At 62.2% G+C, this 15512-nt stretch carries 15 protein-coding genes; 8 read left to right on the forward strand and 7 right to left on the reverse strand.

The features are described from left to right. Positions 1-5: 5 nt before the first annotated feature. Both IVB22_RS07495 and IVB22_RS07500 read right to left on the reverse strand, forming a co-directional pair. Positions 6-1403 carry an MmgE/PrpD family protein gene (locus tag IVB22_RS07495; protein ID WP_247516652.1) on the reverse strand — a complete coding sequence of 466 codons (1398 nt, stop codon included), beginning with the start codon at positions 1401-1403 and terminating at the stop codon, positions 6-8. A 33-nt stretch (positions 1404-1436) separates the two neighbouring features. Next, the gene (locus tag IVB22_RS07500) at positions 1437-2360 is read right to left on the reverse strand and encodes an NAD(P)-dependent oxidoreductase (RefSeq protein WP_256467380.1); all 924 of its coding nucleotides are present in this window, start codon (positions 2358-2360) and stop codon (positions 1437-1439) included. 146 nt (positions 2361-2506) lie between these two features. On the opposite strand from IVB22_RS07500, the gene IVB22_RS41560 reads away from it, so the two are divergent. From IVB22_RS41560 to IVB22_RS07515, 3 genes are read left to right on the forward strand one after another with little or no spacing between them, the layout of a single operon-like run. Then, positions 2507-3850 (forward strand): MmgE/PrpD family protein, encoded by a 1344-nt coding sequence (locus IVB22_RS41560; RefSeq protein WP_247516654.1) that lies wholly within the window; start codon positions 2507-2509, stop codon positions 3848-3850. Between the two features lie 50 nt (positions 3851-3900). Then, complete coding sequence (locus tag IVB22_RS07510) at positions 3901-4278, forward strand: carboxymuconolactone decarboxylase family protein (RefSeq protein ID WP_247516655.1); 378 nt, start codon at positions 3901-3903, stop codon at positions 4276-4278. Positions 4279-4305: 27 nt separating this feature from the next. Further along, positions 4306-5139 (forward strand): N-acyl homoserine lactonase family protein, encoded by an 834-nt coding sequence (locus IVB22_RS07515; protein ID WP_247516656.1) that lies wholly within the window; start codon positions 4306-4308, stop codon positions 5137-5139. Between the two features lie 177 nt (positions 5140-5316). Here the strand turns inward: IVB22_RS07515 and IVB22_RS07520 are convergent, their stop codons facing one another. From IVB22_RS07520 to IVB22_RS07530, 3 genes are read right to left on the reverse strand one after another with little or no spacing between them, the layout of a single operon-like run. Further along, positions 5317-5610, reverse strand: coding sequence for a hypothetical protein (locus tag IVB22_RS07520; RefSeq protein WP_247516657.1), 294 nt, complete (start codon positions 5608-5610; stop codon positions 5317-5319). Positions 5611-5644: 34 nt separating this feature from the next. Further along, on the reverse strand, positions 5645-6208 hold the full coding sequence (locus IVB22_RS07525) for a flavin reductase family protein (protein WP_247516658.1): 564 nt from the start codon (positions 6206-6208) through the stop codon (positions 5645-5647). After that, positions 6205-7299, reverse strand: a complete 1095-nt coding sequence (locus tag IVB22_RS07530; RefSeq protein WP_247516659.1) for an LLM class flavin-dependent oxidoreductase — start codon at positions 7297-7299, stop codon at positions 6205-6207. The genes IVB22_RS07525 and IVB22_RS07530 overlap by 4 nt, the downstream gene beginning before the upstream one ends. A gap of 124 nt (positions 7300-7423) precedes the next feature. Here IVB22_RS07530 and IVB22_RS07535 point away from each other — a divergent pair, with 124 nt between their 5' ends. After that, positions 7424-8338, forward strand: coding sequence for a LysR family transcriptional regulator (locus tag IVB22_RS07535; protein WP_247516660.1), 915 nt, complete (start codon positions 7424-7426; stop codon positions 8336-8338). Positions 8339-8357: 19 nt separating this feature from the next. On the opposite strand, the gene IVB22_RS07540 is transcribed toward IVB22_RS07535, so the two are convergent. Beyond that, positions 8358-9245 (reverse strand): SMP-30/gluconolactonase/LRE family protein, encoded by an 888-nt coding sequence (locus IVB22_RS07540; protein WP_247516661.1) that lies wholly within the window; start codon positions 9243-9245, stop codon positions 8358-8360. Between the two features lie 127 nt (positions 9246-9372). Here IVB22_RS07540 and IVB22_RS07545 point away from each other — a divergent pair, with 127 nt between their 5' ends. Then, positions 9373-10047, forward strand: a complete 675-nt coding sequence (locus IVB22_RS07545; RefSeq protein WP_247516662.1) for a TetR/AcrR family transcriptional regulator — start codon at positions 9373-9375, stop codon at positions 10045-10047. A gap of 30 nt (positions 10048-10077) precedes the next feature. On the opposite strand, the gene IVB22_RS07550 is transcribed toward IVB22_RS07545, so the two are convergent. Beyond that, positions 10078-11058 carry a tripartite tricarboxylate transporter substrate binding protein gene (locus tag IVB22_RS07550; RefSeq protein ID WP_247516663.1) on the reverse strand — a complete coding sequence of 327 codons (981 nt, stop codon included), beginning with the start codon at positions 11056-11058 and terminating at the stop codon, positions 10078-10080. A gap of 199 nt (positions 11059-11257) precedes the next feature. Here IVB22_RS07550 and IVB22_RS07555 point away from each other — a divergent pair, with 199 nt between their 5' ends. Genes IVB22_RS07555 through IVB22_RS07565 form a run of 3 tightly spaced genes read left to right on the forward strand, consistent with a single transcriptional unit; the run spans position 11258 to position 15510 of the window. Next, on the forward strand, positions 11258-12028 hold the full coding sequence (locus IVB22_RS07555; protein WP_247516664.1) for an enoyl-CoA hydratase/isomerase family protein: 771 nt from the start codon (positions 11258-11260) through the stop codon (positions 12026-12028). Positions 12029-12030: 2 nt separating this feature from the next. Continuing rightward, positions 12031-14163 (forward strand): acetate--CoA ligase family protein, encoded by a 2133-nt coding sequence (locus IVB22_RS07560; RefSeq protein WP_247516665.1) that lies wholly within the window; start codon positions 12031-12033, stop codon positions 14161-14163. Positions 14164-14217: 54 nt separating this feature from the next. Then, positions 14218-15510 carry an ABC transporter substrate-binding protein gene (locus IVB22_RS07565; RefSeq protein WP_247516666.1) on the forward strand — a complete coding sequence of 431 codons (1293 nt, stop codon included), beginning with the start codon at positions 14218-14220 and terminating at the stop codon, positions 15508-15510. Positions 15511-15512: the final 2 nt, after the last annotated feature.

Genomic DNA, 15512 nt, shown 5'->3' on the forward strand with positions numbered 1-15512 from the left:
ATCGGTCATGACGCTGGCCGCAGTCGTTGCTCGGTCGGTTCAAGCCGGCACCGGGCGGCGATGACGCGGCTGTCCGGAAGCGACGGGCAATCGTCGACGAGTTCTTCCAGATGGCGCGCGCGTTTGTCGCCGATGACGTCGGAAGCAGCCTGCCGAAAGCGGGCGCGGATTTCCTCCGGCGTCGCGGCAATGACATTGTCGAGACGTTGATGGATGGTCTTTCCGTCGCGCAATCCTACAAGGACCTCGGCACCCTGGTTGGCCGGGAACGCGGCGGAGAGGTCAGACGCGCTTTGCAGATCGGTCAGCTCGATAAGGCGGAGTATCTTGGGATCGTCGATCTGCGCGTAATTTTCTTCTTCGAGCGCACCGCGCGCCAGCACGGCAGCGACACTGAAGGGAATGCTCATCTTGGTCTGCAGCGCGTTATGAAACGGCCCCTTGGAGTCGCAACCGGGATAGCGGGCCGCCGCTTCGGGGACTCGGATCGCAACGGTCGCGATGTCTTCCGATGTCCGGAGTTGGCGCGCGACACGCAGGGCTGTCTGCGCCGCGGTCTGCGCAAAATTGCAGGCAGGGGCCGGCTTGTTGTAGACGGCCATGATCTCGGGCTGTGGGTTGGCAAACAATTGGATATTGGCGGGAGCAGGCTGACGGTGGAAGGCGGCGAACAATCCGGCCTCGCCCTCAAGGATCGTTTCCGAGGCTAGAGCGCCGGCCTCGGCGAGTTCGATTGCGGCAATTGCGTTGCGCGCGGCAAAGCCCGGATGGAAATACATCTCGGAGCCGCCGGCGCGGGGCCATTCGTTCAGGCCGGAGGATGTGTTGGCGGCAATGGCGACTGCGCTGGTTGCAGCACCTTCGCTGAGACCAAGGGCATAGCTTCCCGCCATCGCTGCGCCGAGCGGCGCGACAAGGCCGGTCGGCCGGTAGAGGCGGGCTAGGTCGGCGGTAAAGAGTGCGCGGCCGATCTGTGCGCCGGTCTCATAGCCGATGATCGCGGCGGCAAGGAATGTCGCGCCGGATAGCGGCGCTCGTTGCGACAGGGCGAGCAGGGTCGGCCAGATCACTACGCCATGATGGCAGATGCTGGCGGCGTGCATGTCTTCGCGCACCAGGCCGTGGCCCATGGTCGCGTTGGCAAAGGCCGCGTCGCCCGGCGAGGCGAGGGTGCGGGTGCCGATGATGGTTGCGCCGTCTCCAACCTCGCGCGCGATGCCGATCGCCTGGCGGCTCCACGGGTGGTTGCGGGCCTCGAAAGCGCAGGAGAGGAAATCCAGCAGGCAGATTTTCGCCTTGGCGATGACATCAGCATCGAAGCGGCCGGGATTGATGGCAAGCGCTGTGCGAGCCAGCGCTCGCGCCAACGAAATCTCGCCTGGTCCGGTTGACTCGATCGTCATGGCAATCGCCCTTCGCGTGCTGGTGGCCTCGGTCTAGCCGCGCATTTCGACGCCGGCCCATTCCTCCAGCACTTTCGCGATCGACGTAAAGTCGGATGACGCACCATATTTGGCGTTGGTGATGGCGAGCATCTGCCGGACCACGGAACCGCAGACCATCGGAACACCCATCGCCTCGGCTTCATCGACGCAGAGCCGCACGTCCTTGTAGGAGAGGCCGGTGGTAAATCCGAAATCGAACGTGCCGGGAAGCACCGCGCGGGGGAATTTATCTTCCGAGGCGCTGTTGCGCCCGCTGCTGGCGTTGATGATGTCGATCAACACTTTGGCGTTGACGCCGCCCTTGACGCCCATCGCCACCGCTTCGGAGGTGATCACCAGCGCCGCCGCCGCCATCAGATTGTTCGCGAGTTTCGCGGTCTGTGCCGTGCCCGGCTTGTCGCCGGTGTAAAACAGCTTTCCGAAATGCTTCAGGATCGGTTCGACCCGGTCATAAGTCGCCTTCGGGCACGACACCATCACTGCAAGCGTACCGTTCACCGCACCCTTGATGCCGCCGCTGACCGGCGCATCGACCAGCGTCAGGTTCCGCGCTTCGAATCCCTTCGCGATCAATTTGGCGGCGCCGGGCCCGGTGGTGGACAAGTCGATCAGCACCGTGGCGCGGTTTCCGGCAATGATTCCATCGGGCCCCAGCGCAACCGCCTTGACGATGTCGGGAGTCGGCAAGCTTGCCAGCACGATATCGGCGCTCGATGCCACTTCGGCAGGCGATTGCGCAAGCCGTGCGCCGCGCGCAACCAGCGCCTTGGTTGCCTCCGTCTGCGAATCGTAAATGCACAGCGAATAGCCGGCGTCGAGCAGGCGCCCGGCCATCGGTCCACCCATGCGGCCTGTTCCGACAAAGCCGATTGTTTCTGCTGCCATGGTTCGCTCCCTGCCGCGCCGCAAGCGCATTCTTGTTCTTGCCGCGGCTAGGTTCCCTGGCCGCGTTTGGTCGAATGTCAAGATTGTCAGTCAATCTGTCAAGCATAAGATTCTTGTCGACAGGCCGCGTCACGCCGGAATAGGGTCAGAAAAACAAGGTCCGAGGAATTCGCTCAGTGCGGCAAGATGAAGCGCAAGGTGCCGGCACAGTTTTCGGCGATTTCGTTGCCGGCACGGTGTGGGCGGATGTCGCCGCGCAAAGTCACGAAGCGAAACGCTCGATCCTTAATTTCTTCGCGACCGCGCTGGGTTCGGCGAATGACCCCGCCGTCACCGCGGCGTTGCGCACGTTGTTGCCGTTCAGCGGTGCTGCGACGTCGACGATCATCGGCCGTTCGGAACGGCTCGACGCCATGTGCGCGTCGTTCCTCAACGCGATTTCGGCCAATCTGCTCGATTTCGACGATACGCATCTGGACACCATCATTCATCCGGCGGCACCCGTCGCAGCGCCGGTTCTGGCGTTGGCGCAAGCGCGGGAATTTTCGGGGCGGGCGGTTCTCACGGCATTTATTCTCGGCGTCGAGGTCGAATGTCGCGTCGGCAATGCAGTGTCTCCCGGACATTATGCGCGTGGCTGGCACATCACCTCGACTTGCGGGGTGTTTGGCGCGGCCGCAGCCTGCGCGAAACTACTCGGGCTTTCGGCGGACCAGATTTCAAATGCGATCGGAATTGCCGCCAGCCAGTCGGCCGGGATCGTCGAAAATCTCCCGAGCGCCGCGAAGAATGTCAGCGTTGGCAACGCGGCGCGCAACGGCCTGTTTGCTGCATTGCTTGCGGCTGAAGGCTATTCAGCATCGCCGCGGGCTATTGAGGGTCCGCTCGGCTGGGCCCGTGCCATGGGTGACGAACCTGATATGGCGCGGTTGACGGGCAGTCTCGGCAAGACCTGGGAGATCGCGAAGAACACCTACAAGCCATATCCCGCGGGCATCGTGTTTCATGCTGTGATCGACGCCTGCTTCGAACTGCGAGCAAGCCTGAACCAGCGCATCGATAATATCGCCTCCATCACGGTGCAGGGCTCGGCGCTGTTGCTGGCGCGCGGCGACCGGCCGGTTCGCAACGAACGCGACGCGCGGGTCAGCATTCATCATTGCGCCGCCTGTGCGTTGCTGCTGGGTGCGGCCGGCGTCACCGAGTTCGCGGACGCAACCGTATTTCGGCCGAACATCGTGTCGCTGCGCCAGAAGGTGAGGGCGATGCTTGACGGGTCGCTTCCGGATGGTGCCGCGCGCGTCATTATCCAACTGACGTCGGGAGAGACGTTCGAAAAGGTTGTGATGGAAGCGAAAGGCAGTCTTGCCGACCCATTATCCGACCGTGATGTCGAAGCGAAAGTGCGCGATTGCGCGCGGCTGGGCGGCACCGATTGGGATATAGATCGCATCATCGATGGTGTCTGGCGTCTCGACACGCTTGCGGACGTCGCGAGCCTGATGAGGGTGCACGGATGAGCCGCGCCGCCTTGAAAAAGCAGTTCTCAAAACAATGAAAGGAACCAACGATGACTGAATTGTTCGACAAGGGCCTAAAGGTGCGCAAGGAAGTGCTCGGCGAGGACTATGTCAACAAGTCCATTGCCGGCGCGGATGAATTCACCCGAACGATGGCCGAATGGTCGACCGAATTCTGTTGGGGTGCATTGTGGACCCGGCCGGGGCTCGACCGTCGCACCCGCAGCATCGTCAATCTGGCGATGCTCGGCGCGCTCAATCGGCCCCACGAACTGAAGCTGCACGTCAAAGGGGCCTTGAAGAACGGCCTCACCAAGGACGAGATCAAGGAGATCCTGCTTCAGGTCGGAGTCTACTGCGGCATCCCATCGGGAATCGACGCCTTCCGGAACGCACGGGAGGCGTTCAACGAAGTGGAAGGGAAGTGAGGAGCAGCCGGTCTATTGGGAGATAGCATGGCCGATCAGGAATACGAGCTCTTCGCTATCCGCTATGCCACCCGCGATGCGCGGCGCAGCGATCATTTCATCGGCGGCGATCCGCACGACGGCCCGATGCCGATGGACTATTTCATGTGGCTGGCAAGAGGAGGAGGCCGCACCTTCGTCATCGACACCGGCTTTAACGCGGAAGTCGCGAACAAGCGGAGAAGGACATTCCTGCGTTGCCCGGTGGAGACGCTTGGCGCGTTCGACATCGATGCCGCCGGGATCGAGGACGTTATCCTCACGCATCTGCATTACGACCATGTGGGAAATTTCGACCGGTTCCCGAACGCGCGATTCCATCTCCAGGAACGCGAAATTGCCTATGCCACGGGACGCTTCATGCGATATCCGCGGTTATCGCATTCGTTCGAGGTCGAGGATGTCTGCGGGATCGTACGGCTCAACTATGCGCGGCGGGTGCTGTTCTACGATGGTGACGCCGAACTCGCTCCCGGCCTTACCATACATGCCGCAGGCGGCCATTCGGCCGGGCTTCAGTTCGTTCGCGTCAGGACCCGCCGCGGATTCGTCGTGCTGGCCTCCGACGTCAGTCATTTCTATGAGAATATGGCGAGCGAACGCCCATTTACGACCGCCCTTCATATCGGCGAAATGCTGGAGGGGTTCGACCGGCTGCTGAAACTGGCGCCGGACGAGAGCTGCATCATTCCCGGCCATGATCCGCTCGTGATGAAGCTGTATCCGGCACCGAGCCCGGAATTAGAGGGCATTGCTGTACGCCTCGACGTGCCGCCATCGGGAGCCGCGCCCGTTCGCGCTGACTATCTGTCGGGACACTAGCCGATCTCGATACGACGTCGACGGAGGCGAGTGCCTTCGAGGCGCGATGCCGTGCTTATTTCTCCGCCGCGGCATTTAGAATCGGCAATAGCCGTGCGGATTCGCGTTTGACCAGGTCCGCGAGGGTTTTGGTCCGCGGGCGGCTTTGCTCCAATCGCTTCTGGCCAGGCGGTCACATCATCGTTCGACGTGAGCGCGAATAGCGTTTGATTGCGCGTCGATCCAACCGTGATTGCGGGCTGCTTCGATCATGGCGAAATAGTTCTTCTGCCACCGTTCGCCATCGGGCCGGCCGGGCAGCGTCGGGACGAGCTCGATTGAGATCAGCGCGTTTCGCTCGTCGACGAATGTAATTCCCTCAATCGAGGCCGAACCGGCACTCCAATCGCCCTTCACGCGCAGCTTGAAATTACGGAAATCTTCCGGCTCGGTGAGGGACAGGCCTTTGCCTGGTGAGTATTCCACGATCATCGCTCAGCTCCGATGGTGCTTTCGTAGATACCAGTCACGCAACCGGCAGTGTGTGCAACTCGCCCTGAAAGTTTATCACCGGATTTCCTGCACAATGCTGTCGCGTCGCAACAATACGGCCGATCAGAATGCCATGGCTGCCGACGATCTGATGCTGCTGCAGCACGCAATCAATGGTGCATATTGCGGTTTCCAGCAACGGGGCGCCGGTAATTCCTGCGTTCCAGCGAGCATCCCCGAAGCGGTCTGCACCACTAACGCCGGTTAAACCCGCGAAGCGCTGAGCCAACGCCTCCTGTCCGTCTCTCAGCAAACTGATTCCAAAGTACCCGTTAGTGAGGATTGAACCGTGAGTCTCCGACTTCGTATTGACGCTCACCAGAAGGCACGGGGGATCCATGCAAAGCGAAGTGACAGAACTCGCCGTCAACCCCCGTCGGGCATCGCCGATGCCTGTGGCGACAATCGCTACGCCGCTCGCCAGATTGCGCATTGCGTTGCGAAATTCGATCGCCTTGACGTGCGGAAAATGGGCGAGGTGGGCGCCGCTCGCGCGCTGGCCGACATGCGGCATTGCGGTCGAGGGTGCCTTGATCATGCGACAACACCCTCGCTGTCATGCTTTGCGTGCGCGGGGATGGCGGTGCCGCTCAACTCGCGCCGGACCGCCGGGATGATCTTGCTGCCCCACAGCTCGATCTGCCGCAGCATCGTCTTCTGATCGAAATCACCAAGCTGGGTTTGCAGCGCGATGTGCGACGGCTTCAATACGGTGATTTCCTCGAGCAGGCGGTCGATCACCTGGTTGACGCTTCCAACCGGCAGATTCTTGCGCATCGTTTCCAGCGACATGTCATTCGGGCCGGCCTCCTCCTTGATGAGGTAGCCATCCTCGCTCTGGGCGCGGCGGAACTTGAGGCTTTCGGATACCCGGCGCTGGAAGCGTGCGTTGTCGAGATAGGACGTGATCTCGCTCTCATTGTCGCTGGCATAACCGCAACGCAGGAAGCCGAACCTGACATCGTCGATGGAACGTCCCTCCTTTGCCGCTATCCCTTCCAGCCGTTCGCGCAGGGCTTTCACCGCGTCGAGGCCGTTGAGCAGTGCCGTGACGAATAAATTGTGGTTGTCGCGAATGGCGCGTCCAAGCGTCTCCGGATGACCTGATGTCACCCAGATCGGCGGCATCGGCGTTTGCACCGTTCGCACCGCAATCGCAGTCGGCGGCATCTGCAGGTGCGTTCCCTGATAGGAGAAGACGCGTTCGCGCATGCCCGCTTCAAGGATCTCGTAGAACTCCGCAAACAGCGAATGCGAATCCTTCAGGTCGACGCCGAAGCGATCGAATTCGAACTGCTGATAGCCGGAGCCGATGCCGAGATCGAGGCGGCCGCCTGAGACCGTATCTGCAAAGCCGATCTCCCCCAGCAGTCGCGCGGGATGATACAGCGGCAACACGCAGACCGCGGTGCCCAGCCGAATCCGCTTGGTCAGTCCGGCGCAGTGCGCCACCATCATCAGCGGCGACGGGCACAGGCTGTAATTGTTGAAGTGATGCTCGGCGTACCACGCTGTATCGAAACCGGCCGCCTCCGCGGCAACGGTCTGCTCGACCGCATTGCTGATGACCTGTTGCGAGGTTTGGTGGTAGCCGCGCTGCTGCGCCAGAATGAATACGCCGAATTCCATGGGATGCGTCCTCCACCTTTTGCGTCGTGGCCGTTTGCGACCGGTTGAGGGGAGGTTATGGCCTTGAGGTTTTTCGAACAATTGGCGTAATCTGAGCATCTCTTTTGCAAAATATGAAAAGATAATGAACCGCCTCCAGGCCATGGAATTGTTCGTCAGCACCGTCCGCGAAGGCAGTTTCTCTGCAGCCGGACGCCGGGCCGGGCTCTCTCCGGCGTCAGTTTCCCGCTATGTCGGAGAGCTCGAGGCCCAGCTTGGGGTGCAATTGATCAATCGCAGCACCCGCCATCTCGGATTGACCGAAGCCGGCAAAATCTTCTTCCAGCGAACCGAACAGGTGCTGCACGGCATCGAGGAAGCCGAGGCCGCCGCGCTCGCCCTGCAGAGCACACCGCGCGGAACGCTCCGGGTTCATTCGCGGACGCTCTTTGGGATCAAGGTGCTTTCACCGCTGATTCCCCAGTTCCAGAAGCTCTATCCGGAGTTGAAGGTCGACCTTCGTCTGTCGGAACGGCGCGTCCAGCTCCGAGAAGAAGAGTTCGACATCGATTTTCAGATCGCCGCGCCCAAGGATCCGGGCCTGATGCAGCGCAGGCTATTGAGGAGCGAACGAATCCTCGTGGCCTCGCCGGACTATGTCGGGCGAATGCCAAAGCTGCGCGGGCCGGATGATCTGGCTGGTCACAACTGCCTGACCTACTGGATGGGACCGGAGGACGTGGTCTGGAAGTTCATGCGCAAGAGCCGGCTCCGCGAAATCATCGTGCCGTCCTCGTTCAACAGTAACAACGGCATCATTCTGTGCGATCTCGCCGTGCGCGGGCATGGCATTGCGCTGCTCGACGACTACACGGTCGCTGACGAGTTGCAGAACGGGAGGCTGGTGCGTCTTCTGCCGGACTTCCGTGTGACCAATTCCACTTTTGACGAGGGCATCTACGCCACGTTCCAGCAGAGCAGCCACTTGCCGGAAAAGATCAGGGTCTTTGTTGACTACATGGCGGACAGCGTGCCGCGGCAGATCAAGCGCTCCGCCTAGCGTCAAACACCCGATCGACCTAACGCGCGTCAAACCTGTGGGCCGGCAGCCCCGTCACGCGGAGACCTTCGACGGCGAACAGTCCACCGGCGTCCGGTGCATCGTCCGAGAGATGGGTGCTGCGCGAGATCGACGTCACATAGAGGACATCGAGGCTGGGGCCGCCGAAGGTCACGCTCGTCGGATGGCGCGCCGGCATGTCGATACGGTGCACCATCGTTCCATCCGGCGCGAACCGCGCGATCGCGCCGATGCGGACCAGGACGGTCCATAGGTAGCCTTCCGCATCGACCGTCGCCCCATCGGCCCCCGAGCCCAGCGCCTCCGTGTCAGCGAAGATGCGCCTGTTCGCAAGCGGGCCTTCCTGGCGATAGTCGTACGCCCAGATCACGCGTCGCGCCGTGTCCGAGAGATAGAAGGTCTCGCCGTCGGGACTGAAGCAGGGTCCGTTGGTCACGGCGAGATCGGTTTCGAGGTGCTCGAGGGCGCCCGGCGCGTCGATGCGATAGAGGCCGCCGAGCGGTCTTTCATCCTCGGCCCGGCCGCCGTGCATGGTGCCGGCGACGAAACGCCCAAAGGGATCGGCCTTGCCGTCGTTGAGGCGGAGCATGGGGTGATCGAGGCCGATTTTCGGGCCCATGGTCAATCCCTGCGTCCTAAAATCGTAGCGCGCAAAGCCATGGCGCAGCGCCAGGACTGCGTCGCCGTTGTGCGCGAGCGCCAGCGATCCGATCGGGGCGGGCACCCGGAATTCCTCGATCGTGCCGGTCGCGGGCGACAGTTTGCGGATCAATCCCGCAAGCGAATCGATCCAGTACAGCGACTGCGTTTGCTCGTCCCAAACCGGGCTCTCGCCGAGCTGGTCCTTGGTCGCGCCGATACGGGTGATGCGCGGGATCGTGTTCATCGGGGCACCTCGTTGATGTCAAGGACAGAGCGGGCTTGACCGATCGGTCGGTGAAAAACTACGCTGTTTCCACGTGATGGTCAGTGTTCGGCCTGGTTCGGATGTGCCAGGCCAGATTGCGGGTTCGATGGTTGAATTGTCGACGACAAAGGACGGCATCGCGAACCCGGCGGAGGCGTCCGATCGGGTCCTGCAGATTCTCTCGGAAGCCGGGCGGCTTTTTGCCACCAAGGGATATGATGGCACGTCGATGCGTGACATTGCGGTCGCCTGCGGCATCTCGAAGTCGCTGCTGTATCATCATTTCTCCAACAAGGACGAGATCTATGCGCGCGTGGCCGTCGGCTCTACGCTCGAATTGTATCTGTTCGTGCGCGACCGGATTCCGGACGGTCCGCCGTCGCAGAAGATCCGTGCTTTCATGGTCGCAACCGCCGAATATTTCCGGCGTTATCGGTGGGCCTGGATCGCTTCGACAACCGCTTTCTGGAACGATCCCGATCGTCACCGGCAGAAGGAAAGGCTCACGCGCCGGGACCGGTTCGAACACTTCCTGCGGGGCCTGATCCAGGAAGCGGTCGATGCCGGCGAGATTCGGAAGGTCGATGTTCCCATGACCGGGCGTCTGATCCTGTCGTCGCTCAACTGGATGCATCGGTGGTACAATCCCAATAAGTCCGCAACGCCCGAGCAGATCGCCGACATCTTCTTCGACATGGTGTTCAACGGCCTTCGGAACCCGGCTCTTGCAGAGCCGCCGACCGTTGAGCAGCCCAAATCTTCCCGACGAAAAGCGCGCTAGCTCTGAGGTCGAGCCGAGCGCGCGGCCTGCTCATTCGAGCGCGATATGCTGCGCCGTGATCACGGGTCCCCAAAGTGCTGCGTCCTTGCTCAGCTGGGCATCGAGCAACTGCGGTGCTCCGATATCGGCTTGCAATCCGTCGTTTTCCAGCTGTTTTGCGATTTCCGGCTTCTGCATCGCGGCGTTGGCCGCCGCGTTCAGCCGTTCAATCACGTCGCGCGGGGTGCCTGCGGGCGCGTGCAGCGCGGTCCAGAACGTTGCCGAGAGCTCTGGATAGCCTGACTCAGCGAGCGTCGGGACATCGGGAAGGTTCGCCATGCGTTTGGCGGAGGAGACGGCGAGAATGCGCAGTTTTCCCGTCTTTGCGTGCTCGGCGACCGCGGCGGGCGTTGCGAAATTGAGGTCGCATTCACCCGACAGAAGTTCCATGATCGAAAGTGGATTGTTGCGATAGGCGACGTCGGTGACAGCGAACCCCATCGATTTTCCCATCATGATCCCGAACAGATGCGTTACGCTGCCGGGGCCCAAGGTACCGTAGAACAAGGGTTTGTCGCGACCCTTCGCGTAAGCAACGAAGCTCTTCACATCGGTGACCGGCATCTTCGTGTTCACGGTCAACGACAGCGGGCCGTTGCAGAGCATGGCGACGGATGCGAAATCCGCGAGCTTGTAGGGCAGGCTCTTGCGCAGCAGGACATTTAACGAGATCGGACCGGTGCCGCCGGCAAGCAGGACAGTGCCGTCCTTTGCTGCGCGCGCGACATATTGCGATCCGACGATACCATTGGCGCCCGGCTTGTTGTCGACCAGAACGGGTTGATCCAGCACTTCCGACATTCCCTTGGCGATCGACCGCATCAGGCTGTCGATTGAACCGCCGCTCGCATAGGGCACGATGATGAAGATGGTCTGTGACGAGCGCGCTTTCACGATCGAGGGTGCGGCAAACGGCGCGACGATGGCGCCTGCAACGAGCGTCGCGGCCTGACGTCGGCTGATTTTGGCCATGGCGAATTCTCCCGGGATATGTTGTTGATTGGCTTAAGTCTAAGACCTGACCGATCGGTCAGTCAACTGGTCAATATCGTGTCTGTTGCAAGCGAACAAGCTTGGTGTTATTAGCCATCGGACTGACCGATCGGTCAGGAGGCTTGAGCCGCCGCGTCGAGGTCAAGACGTCAGATCAAACAAAAGCCAGGAGGAAGCCATGTCCGGCGACATCATCACGCTCGAAGTATCCGATCACATTGCATTGGTGACGCTGAATCGCCCTCCGGTGAATGCGCTCAATCGGGCGATGCGTGAGCGCATCGTGAGCGTGTTCGATGAAATTTCCGAGCGCAGCGATGTCAGGGTGGCGATTCTGACCGGAGCAGGGAAGGTGTTTTGCAGCGGTGCCGATCTGAAGGATCGTCCGGATGCGACGGCGCTCGGCGCCTTTCACAGCCACAACCGGATCACCCGCGAGACCGGCAACTGCATCCGCGAATGTTCCAAGCCGGTCATTGCTGCGATCAACGGCGTCGCGTTGGGCGCCGGGCTCGGCCTGATGGCATCTTGCGACATCTTCTACGCGTCCGAGGAGGCCGTCTTCGGCATGCCCGAGATCAATGTCGGCCTTGCTGGCGGTGCGGCGATGCTGAACACGCTTTTCGGGCGCTCCCTGATGCGCCGCATGTTCTTCACGGGCTACCGGGTGCCCGCCGCCGAACTCTATCGGCTCGGCATCATCGAGGCCTGCACGACCAGCGAAAACCTCATTCCGGAAGCGATGAAGATCGCGCGGGAGATCGCCGCGAAGAGCCCGATTGCGATCGAGTATGCCAAGCAGGCCACCAACATGGTCGAGCTGATGCCGCCGCGTGACGCCTATCGGTTCGAGCAGAACATCACCATGGCGCTGTCGAAGACCGAAGACGCCAAGGAAGCGCGGCAGGCGTTCCTCGAAAAGCGCGCACCGGTGTTCAAGGGGCGCTGACGATGCGGCCAGGAGAAGGTCTCGACGCGCTGATGGCGCCGCGCTCGATCGCTATCATCGGGGCGTCGCAGGATGCCACCAAGATCGGCGGTCGGCCGGTGGATCTGCTGCGCCGCTACGGCTATGCGGGGCGGATCTATCCGGTGAACCCGAAGGCCTCGATGGTCCAGGGCCTTCAAGCCTACGCGTCGCTCGACGAACTGCCGGAAGCGCCAGACCTTGCCATCATCGCGGTGGACGCGGAGAAGGTGCCCGAAGCGGTGGAGCAATGCGCCGGGCGCGGTGTCCGGAGTGTTGTCGTGTTCTCGTCCGGTTTTGCCGAACTGGGCGAGAAGGGACACGCGATGCAGGAGCGGCTGCGCATCGCCGCGCGCCGGACCGGCATGCGGTTGCTGGGGCCGAATTGCCTCGGCGCGGTCAGCATAGCCGAACGGTCCATCGCCACCTTCTCGATTGTGCTCGAACACAGCCTGCCAGCCGCCGGATCGCTCGGCATCGTGTCGCAAAGCGGCAATCTCGGCAGCTTCACCATGCGCATGGCGAGCGATCGCGGCGTCGGCGTCAGCCGTTTCATGACGACCGGCAATGAATGCGACATCGATATTGCCGATGGAATCGCCTGGCTTGCCCGTGACCCCGCCACCAAGGTCATCCTGTGTTGCATTGAGGCCTGCCGCGACGCCGGTCGTCTCATTACGGCACTCACTGAGGCGCGCGATGCAGGAAAGCCGGTCATTGCACTCAAGATCGGCACGTCAGCGGCGGGTCAGGCAGCAGCGGCCTCCCACACCGGCGCGATGGCGGGATCGGACGCGGTGTTTGATGCCTTGCTTGCGCGTCACGGCGCGGTACGGGTACGCAGCATCGAAGAACTGATCGATCTTGGCTATGCCGCCTCGATCCTGCTGCCGGATCGGTTGCCAAAGGGGCCGCGCCTCGCGGTGGTGACGGCGTCAGGCGGGTTTGGCGTCCTGCTCGCGGATGCGGCGCAGGCTGTCGGGCTGTCGCTGCCGGAGCTGAATGAAGCGACACAGCGGACGATCCTCGACCTCGTGCCGTTTGCGTCCGCGCGCAATCCGGTCGACGCCACTGCGCAGATGTCCAGTCGGCCCGATCTGTTGCAGACGATCCTGTCGGCGGTCGTAGCTGATGATCGCTGCGACGCGGTCGTGCTGCCGCTTCCGTTCTCGCTGCACGTGCCGCGATTGCGCTCGGTTTATATGGACGCCCTGCGCCACATCCGTGCGCAGTATCCCGATCGCCCCGTCATACTCTGCGTCGACGGCCCTCCGGACGCGCTCGCCGAACTGCATGCCATGGGCTATCCGACGGTCGCGAGTTTTGACGGCTGCTGCGCGGTCGTTGCGGCGCTGGGGCGATTGCAGGCGGCTGCGAAAGCTCCAAGGGACGCGAGCCCGCCTGTGATTGCGAAAGGCTCGCTGCTTTCGGCCGATGCGTTCCGCCATGAACTCGGTGCCAAGCGCGCGCTTGCGGAGGCCGGCATCCCCGTACTCGCCGAGCGGCTGGTGTCAAATGCTGATGCCGCAGCGCGCGCGGCCAGCGAAATCGGATTTCCTGTCGTGCTGAAGATCGCCTCGCCCGATCTACCGCACAAGACGGAGGTCGGGGGTGTCGCGATCGGCCTTCATTCCGAATCCGAGGTGCGGCATGCCCATGCCGAGATGCTTGCACGTGTCGCCGCGAAAGCGCCGCGTGCGGCGATCGATGGCGTCATCGTTGCTCCAATGGCGCAAGGCCTGTCCGAGCTCATTCTCGGCAGCCGGATCGATCCGGTGTTCGGGCCGGTGGTGATGGTCGGCCTCGGCGGCATCTTTGCGGAAATTGTCCAGGACACCGCCGTGCAGATGGCGCCGGTGAGCGAGACGCAGGCCATGGCGATGCTGACATCGCTCAAGGCGTTCGCGGTCCTGAACGGGGCGCGGGGACGGCGTCGCGCCGATCTCGAGACGGCGGCGCGTGCGATCGCCGCGCTGTCGCGTTTCGCCGTCGCGCACGCGGAAACGGTGTCCGAAATCGACATCAACCCGCTGCTGTTGAAAGCGGAGGGCGAGGGGGCGGTCGCGCTCGACGCGCTTCTCGTCCCGCGCGTTGGCGGAGCGATCCAACACCACTGAAGACGTCGATCAAAAGAACCGCGAAGCCGGATCAATGATTACAGGGAGGAATTCATGGCGAAGCTGAACATCCGTTTTCTCAACGTTGTCGTGATGTTGGGAGCCATGTTGTTTGCGACGGTGCCGCTGCGCGCGCAAGGCATCTCCGGCGACGTGATCAGGATTGGCATCATGAACGACCAGAACGGCCCGTATTCCGACAACTGCGGACTGGGTTCGGTTGCCTCGGCGCGGCTCGCGATCAGTGATTTCGGTGGCGTTATCAATGGCAAGAAGATCGAGCTCGTCACGGCTGACGACCAAAACAAGCCCGACATCGGGGTCGCGGTCGCGCTGCGATGGCTCGACAATGAGGGCATCGACGTCATCGTGGGCTGCTCGGCCTCATCGATCGCGCTTGCCGTGCAGGACATCATGAAAGTGCGGAAGAAGCCTTACCTTCTGGCGGGGACGGCGGGTTCGTTCTTCACGAACGACAAATGCTCGCCCATGACCACACAATGGATGGTCGATACCTATGCGCAGCCGAAGGCCACGGTGAAGGCCTTGCTGGGCCAGGGCGTCGACACCTGGTTCTTCCTGACCGTCGACTACGCCTTCGGCAAGGGGTGGCAGGCGGACACGACGAACTTCATCAAGGCTGGCGGCGGCAAGGTCGTGGGCTCGGTGCTGCATCCCCTCAATTCGTCGGACTTTTCCTCGTTCCTGCTCACGGCGCAGGCGAGCGGCGCGAAGGCGATCGCGCTCGCCAACTCCGGGGCCGACTTCGGCAACTCGATCAAGCAGGCGCAGGAGTTCGGACTGGCGCAGAAGCAGCTGCTTGTGCCGTTGGGACTGATGATCAGCCAGACGCACGGGATCGGGCTCCGCGACCTGCAGAACGTGCGCCTGACCACACCTTTCTATTGGGACATGACTCTCGAGTCGCGCGCCTTTGCCAAGCGCTATGCCGAGGCGTTCAACGGCCAGATCCTGAATGAGGCAAAGGCGGCCACCTACAGCGCCATCGCGCATTACCTCAAGGCCGTTGCTGCGACGGGTACCGATGAGGGTGACGCCGTGATGCGGCAGATGAAGAACACGCCGATCAACGATTTCGAGATGAAGAATGTGAGCATCCGCGCCGACGGGCAGGTGATGCGTCCGCTCTATGTCGCCCGCATCAAGACGCCGGCCGAGTCGAAATACACCTACGACTACTATGAGATCACGGGGACCATTCCCCCGAGGAAGCCTGGCGGCCGGCCTCGGAGAGCGCGTGCGATCTGCTCAAGTCGCCATGATCGGAAAAATCGAGGGGACGATCCGGTCGATGTTCGACCGGTGTCGGTCCCCCCACAGGGTTAGCC

It is taken from the genome of Bradyrhizobium sp. 190 (genome assembly GCF_023073415.1).
GTDB lineage: Bacteria > Pseudomonadota > Alphaproteobacteria > Rhizobiales > Xanthobacteraceae > Bradyrhizobium.

Bases quoted from the DNA above. Each gene is read 5' to 3' on its own strand.
- IVB22_RS07545 (WP_247516662.1), top strand. From the start codon at position 9,373: ATGGTTGAATTGTCGACGACAAAGGACGGCATCGCGAACCCGGCGGAG.
- IVB22_RS07555 (WP_247516664.1), top strand. From the start codon at position 11,258: ATGTCCGGCGACATCATCACGCTCGAAGTATCCGATCACATTGCATTG.
- IVB22_RS07550 (WP_247516663.1), bottom strand. From the start codon at position 11,058: ATGGCCAAAATCAGCCGACGTCAGGCCGCGACGCTCGTTGCAGGCGCC.
- IVB22_RS07535 (WP_247516660.1), top strand. From the start codon at position 7,424: ATGAACCGCCTCCAGGCCATGGAATTGTTCGTCAGCACCGTCCGCGAA.
- IVB22_RS07565 (WP_247516666.1), top strand. From the start codon at position 14,218: ATGGCGAAGCTGAACATCCGTTTTCTCAACGTTGTCGTGATGTTGGGA.
- IVB22_RS07525 (WP_247516658.1), bottom strand. From the start codon at position 6,208: ATGATCAAGGCACCCTCGACCGCAATGCCGCATGTCGGCCAGCGCGCG.
- IVB22_RS07520 (WP_247516657.1), bottom strand. From the start codon at position 5,610: ATGATCGTGGAATACTCACCAGGCAAAGGCCTGTCCCTCACCGAGCCG.
- IVB22_RS07515 (WP_247516656.1), top strand. From the start codon at position 4,306: ATGGCCGATCAGGAATACGAGCTCTTCGCTATCCGCTATGCCACCCGC.
- IVB22_RS07540 (WP_247516661.1), bottom strand. From the start codon at position 9,245: ATGAACACGATCCCGCGCATCACCCGTATCGGCGCGACCAAGGACCAG.
- IVB22_RS07495 (WP_247516652.1), bottom strand. From the start codon at position 1,403: ATGACGATCGAGTCAACCGGACCAGGCGAGATTTCGTTGGCGCGAGCG.
- IVB22_RS07510 (WP_247516655.1), top strand. From the start codon at position 3,901: ATGACTGAATTGTTCGACAAGGGCCTAAAGGTGCGCAAGGAAGTGCTC.
- IVB22_RS07530 (WP_247516659.1), bottom strand. From the start codon at position 7,299: ATGGAATTCGGCGTATTCATTCTGGCGCAGCAGCGCGGCTACCACCAA.
- IVB22_RS07560 (WP_247516665.1), top strand. From the start codon at position 12,031: ATGCGGCCAGGAGAAGGTCTCGACGCGCTGATGGCGCCGCGCTCGATC.
- IVB22_RS07500 (WP_256467380.1), bottom strand. From the start codon at position 2,360: ATGCGCTTGCGGCGCGGCAGGGAGCGAACCATGGCAGCAGAAACAATC.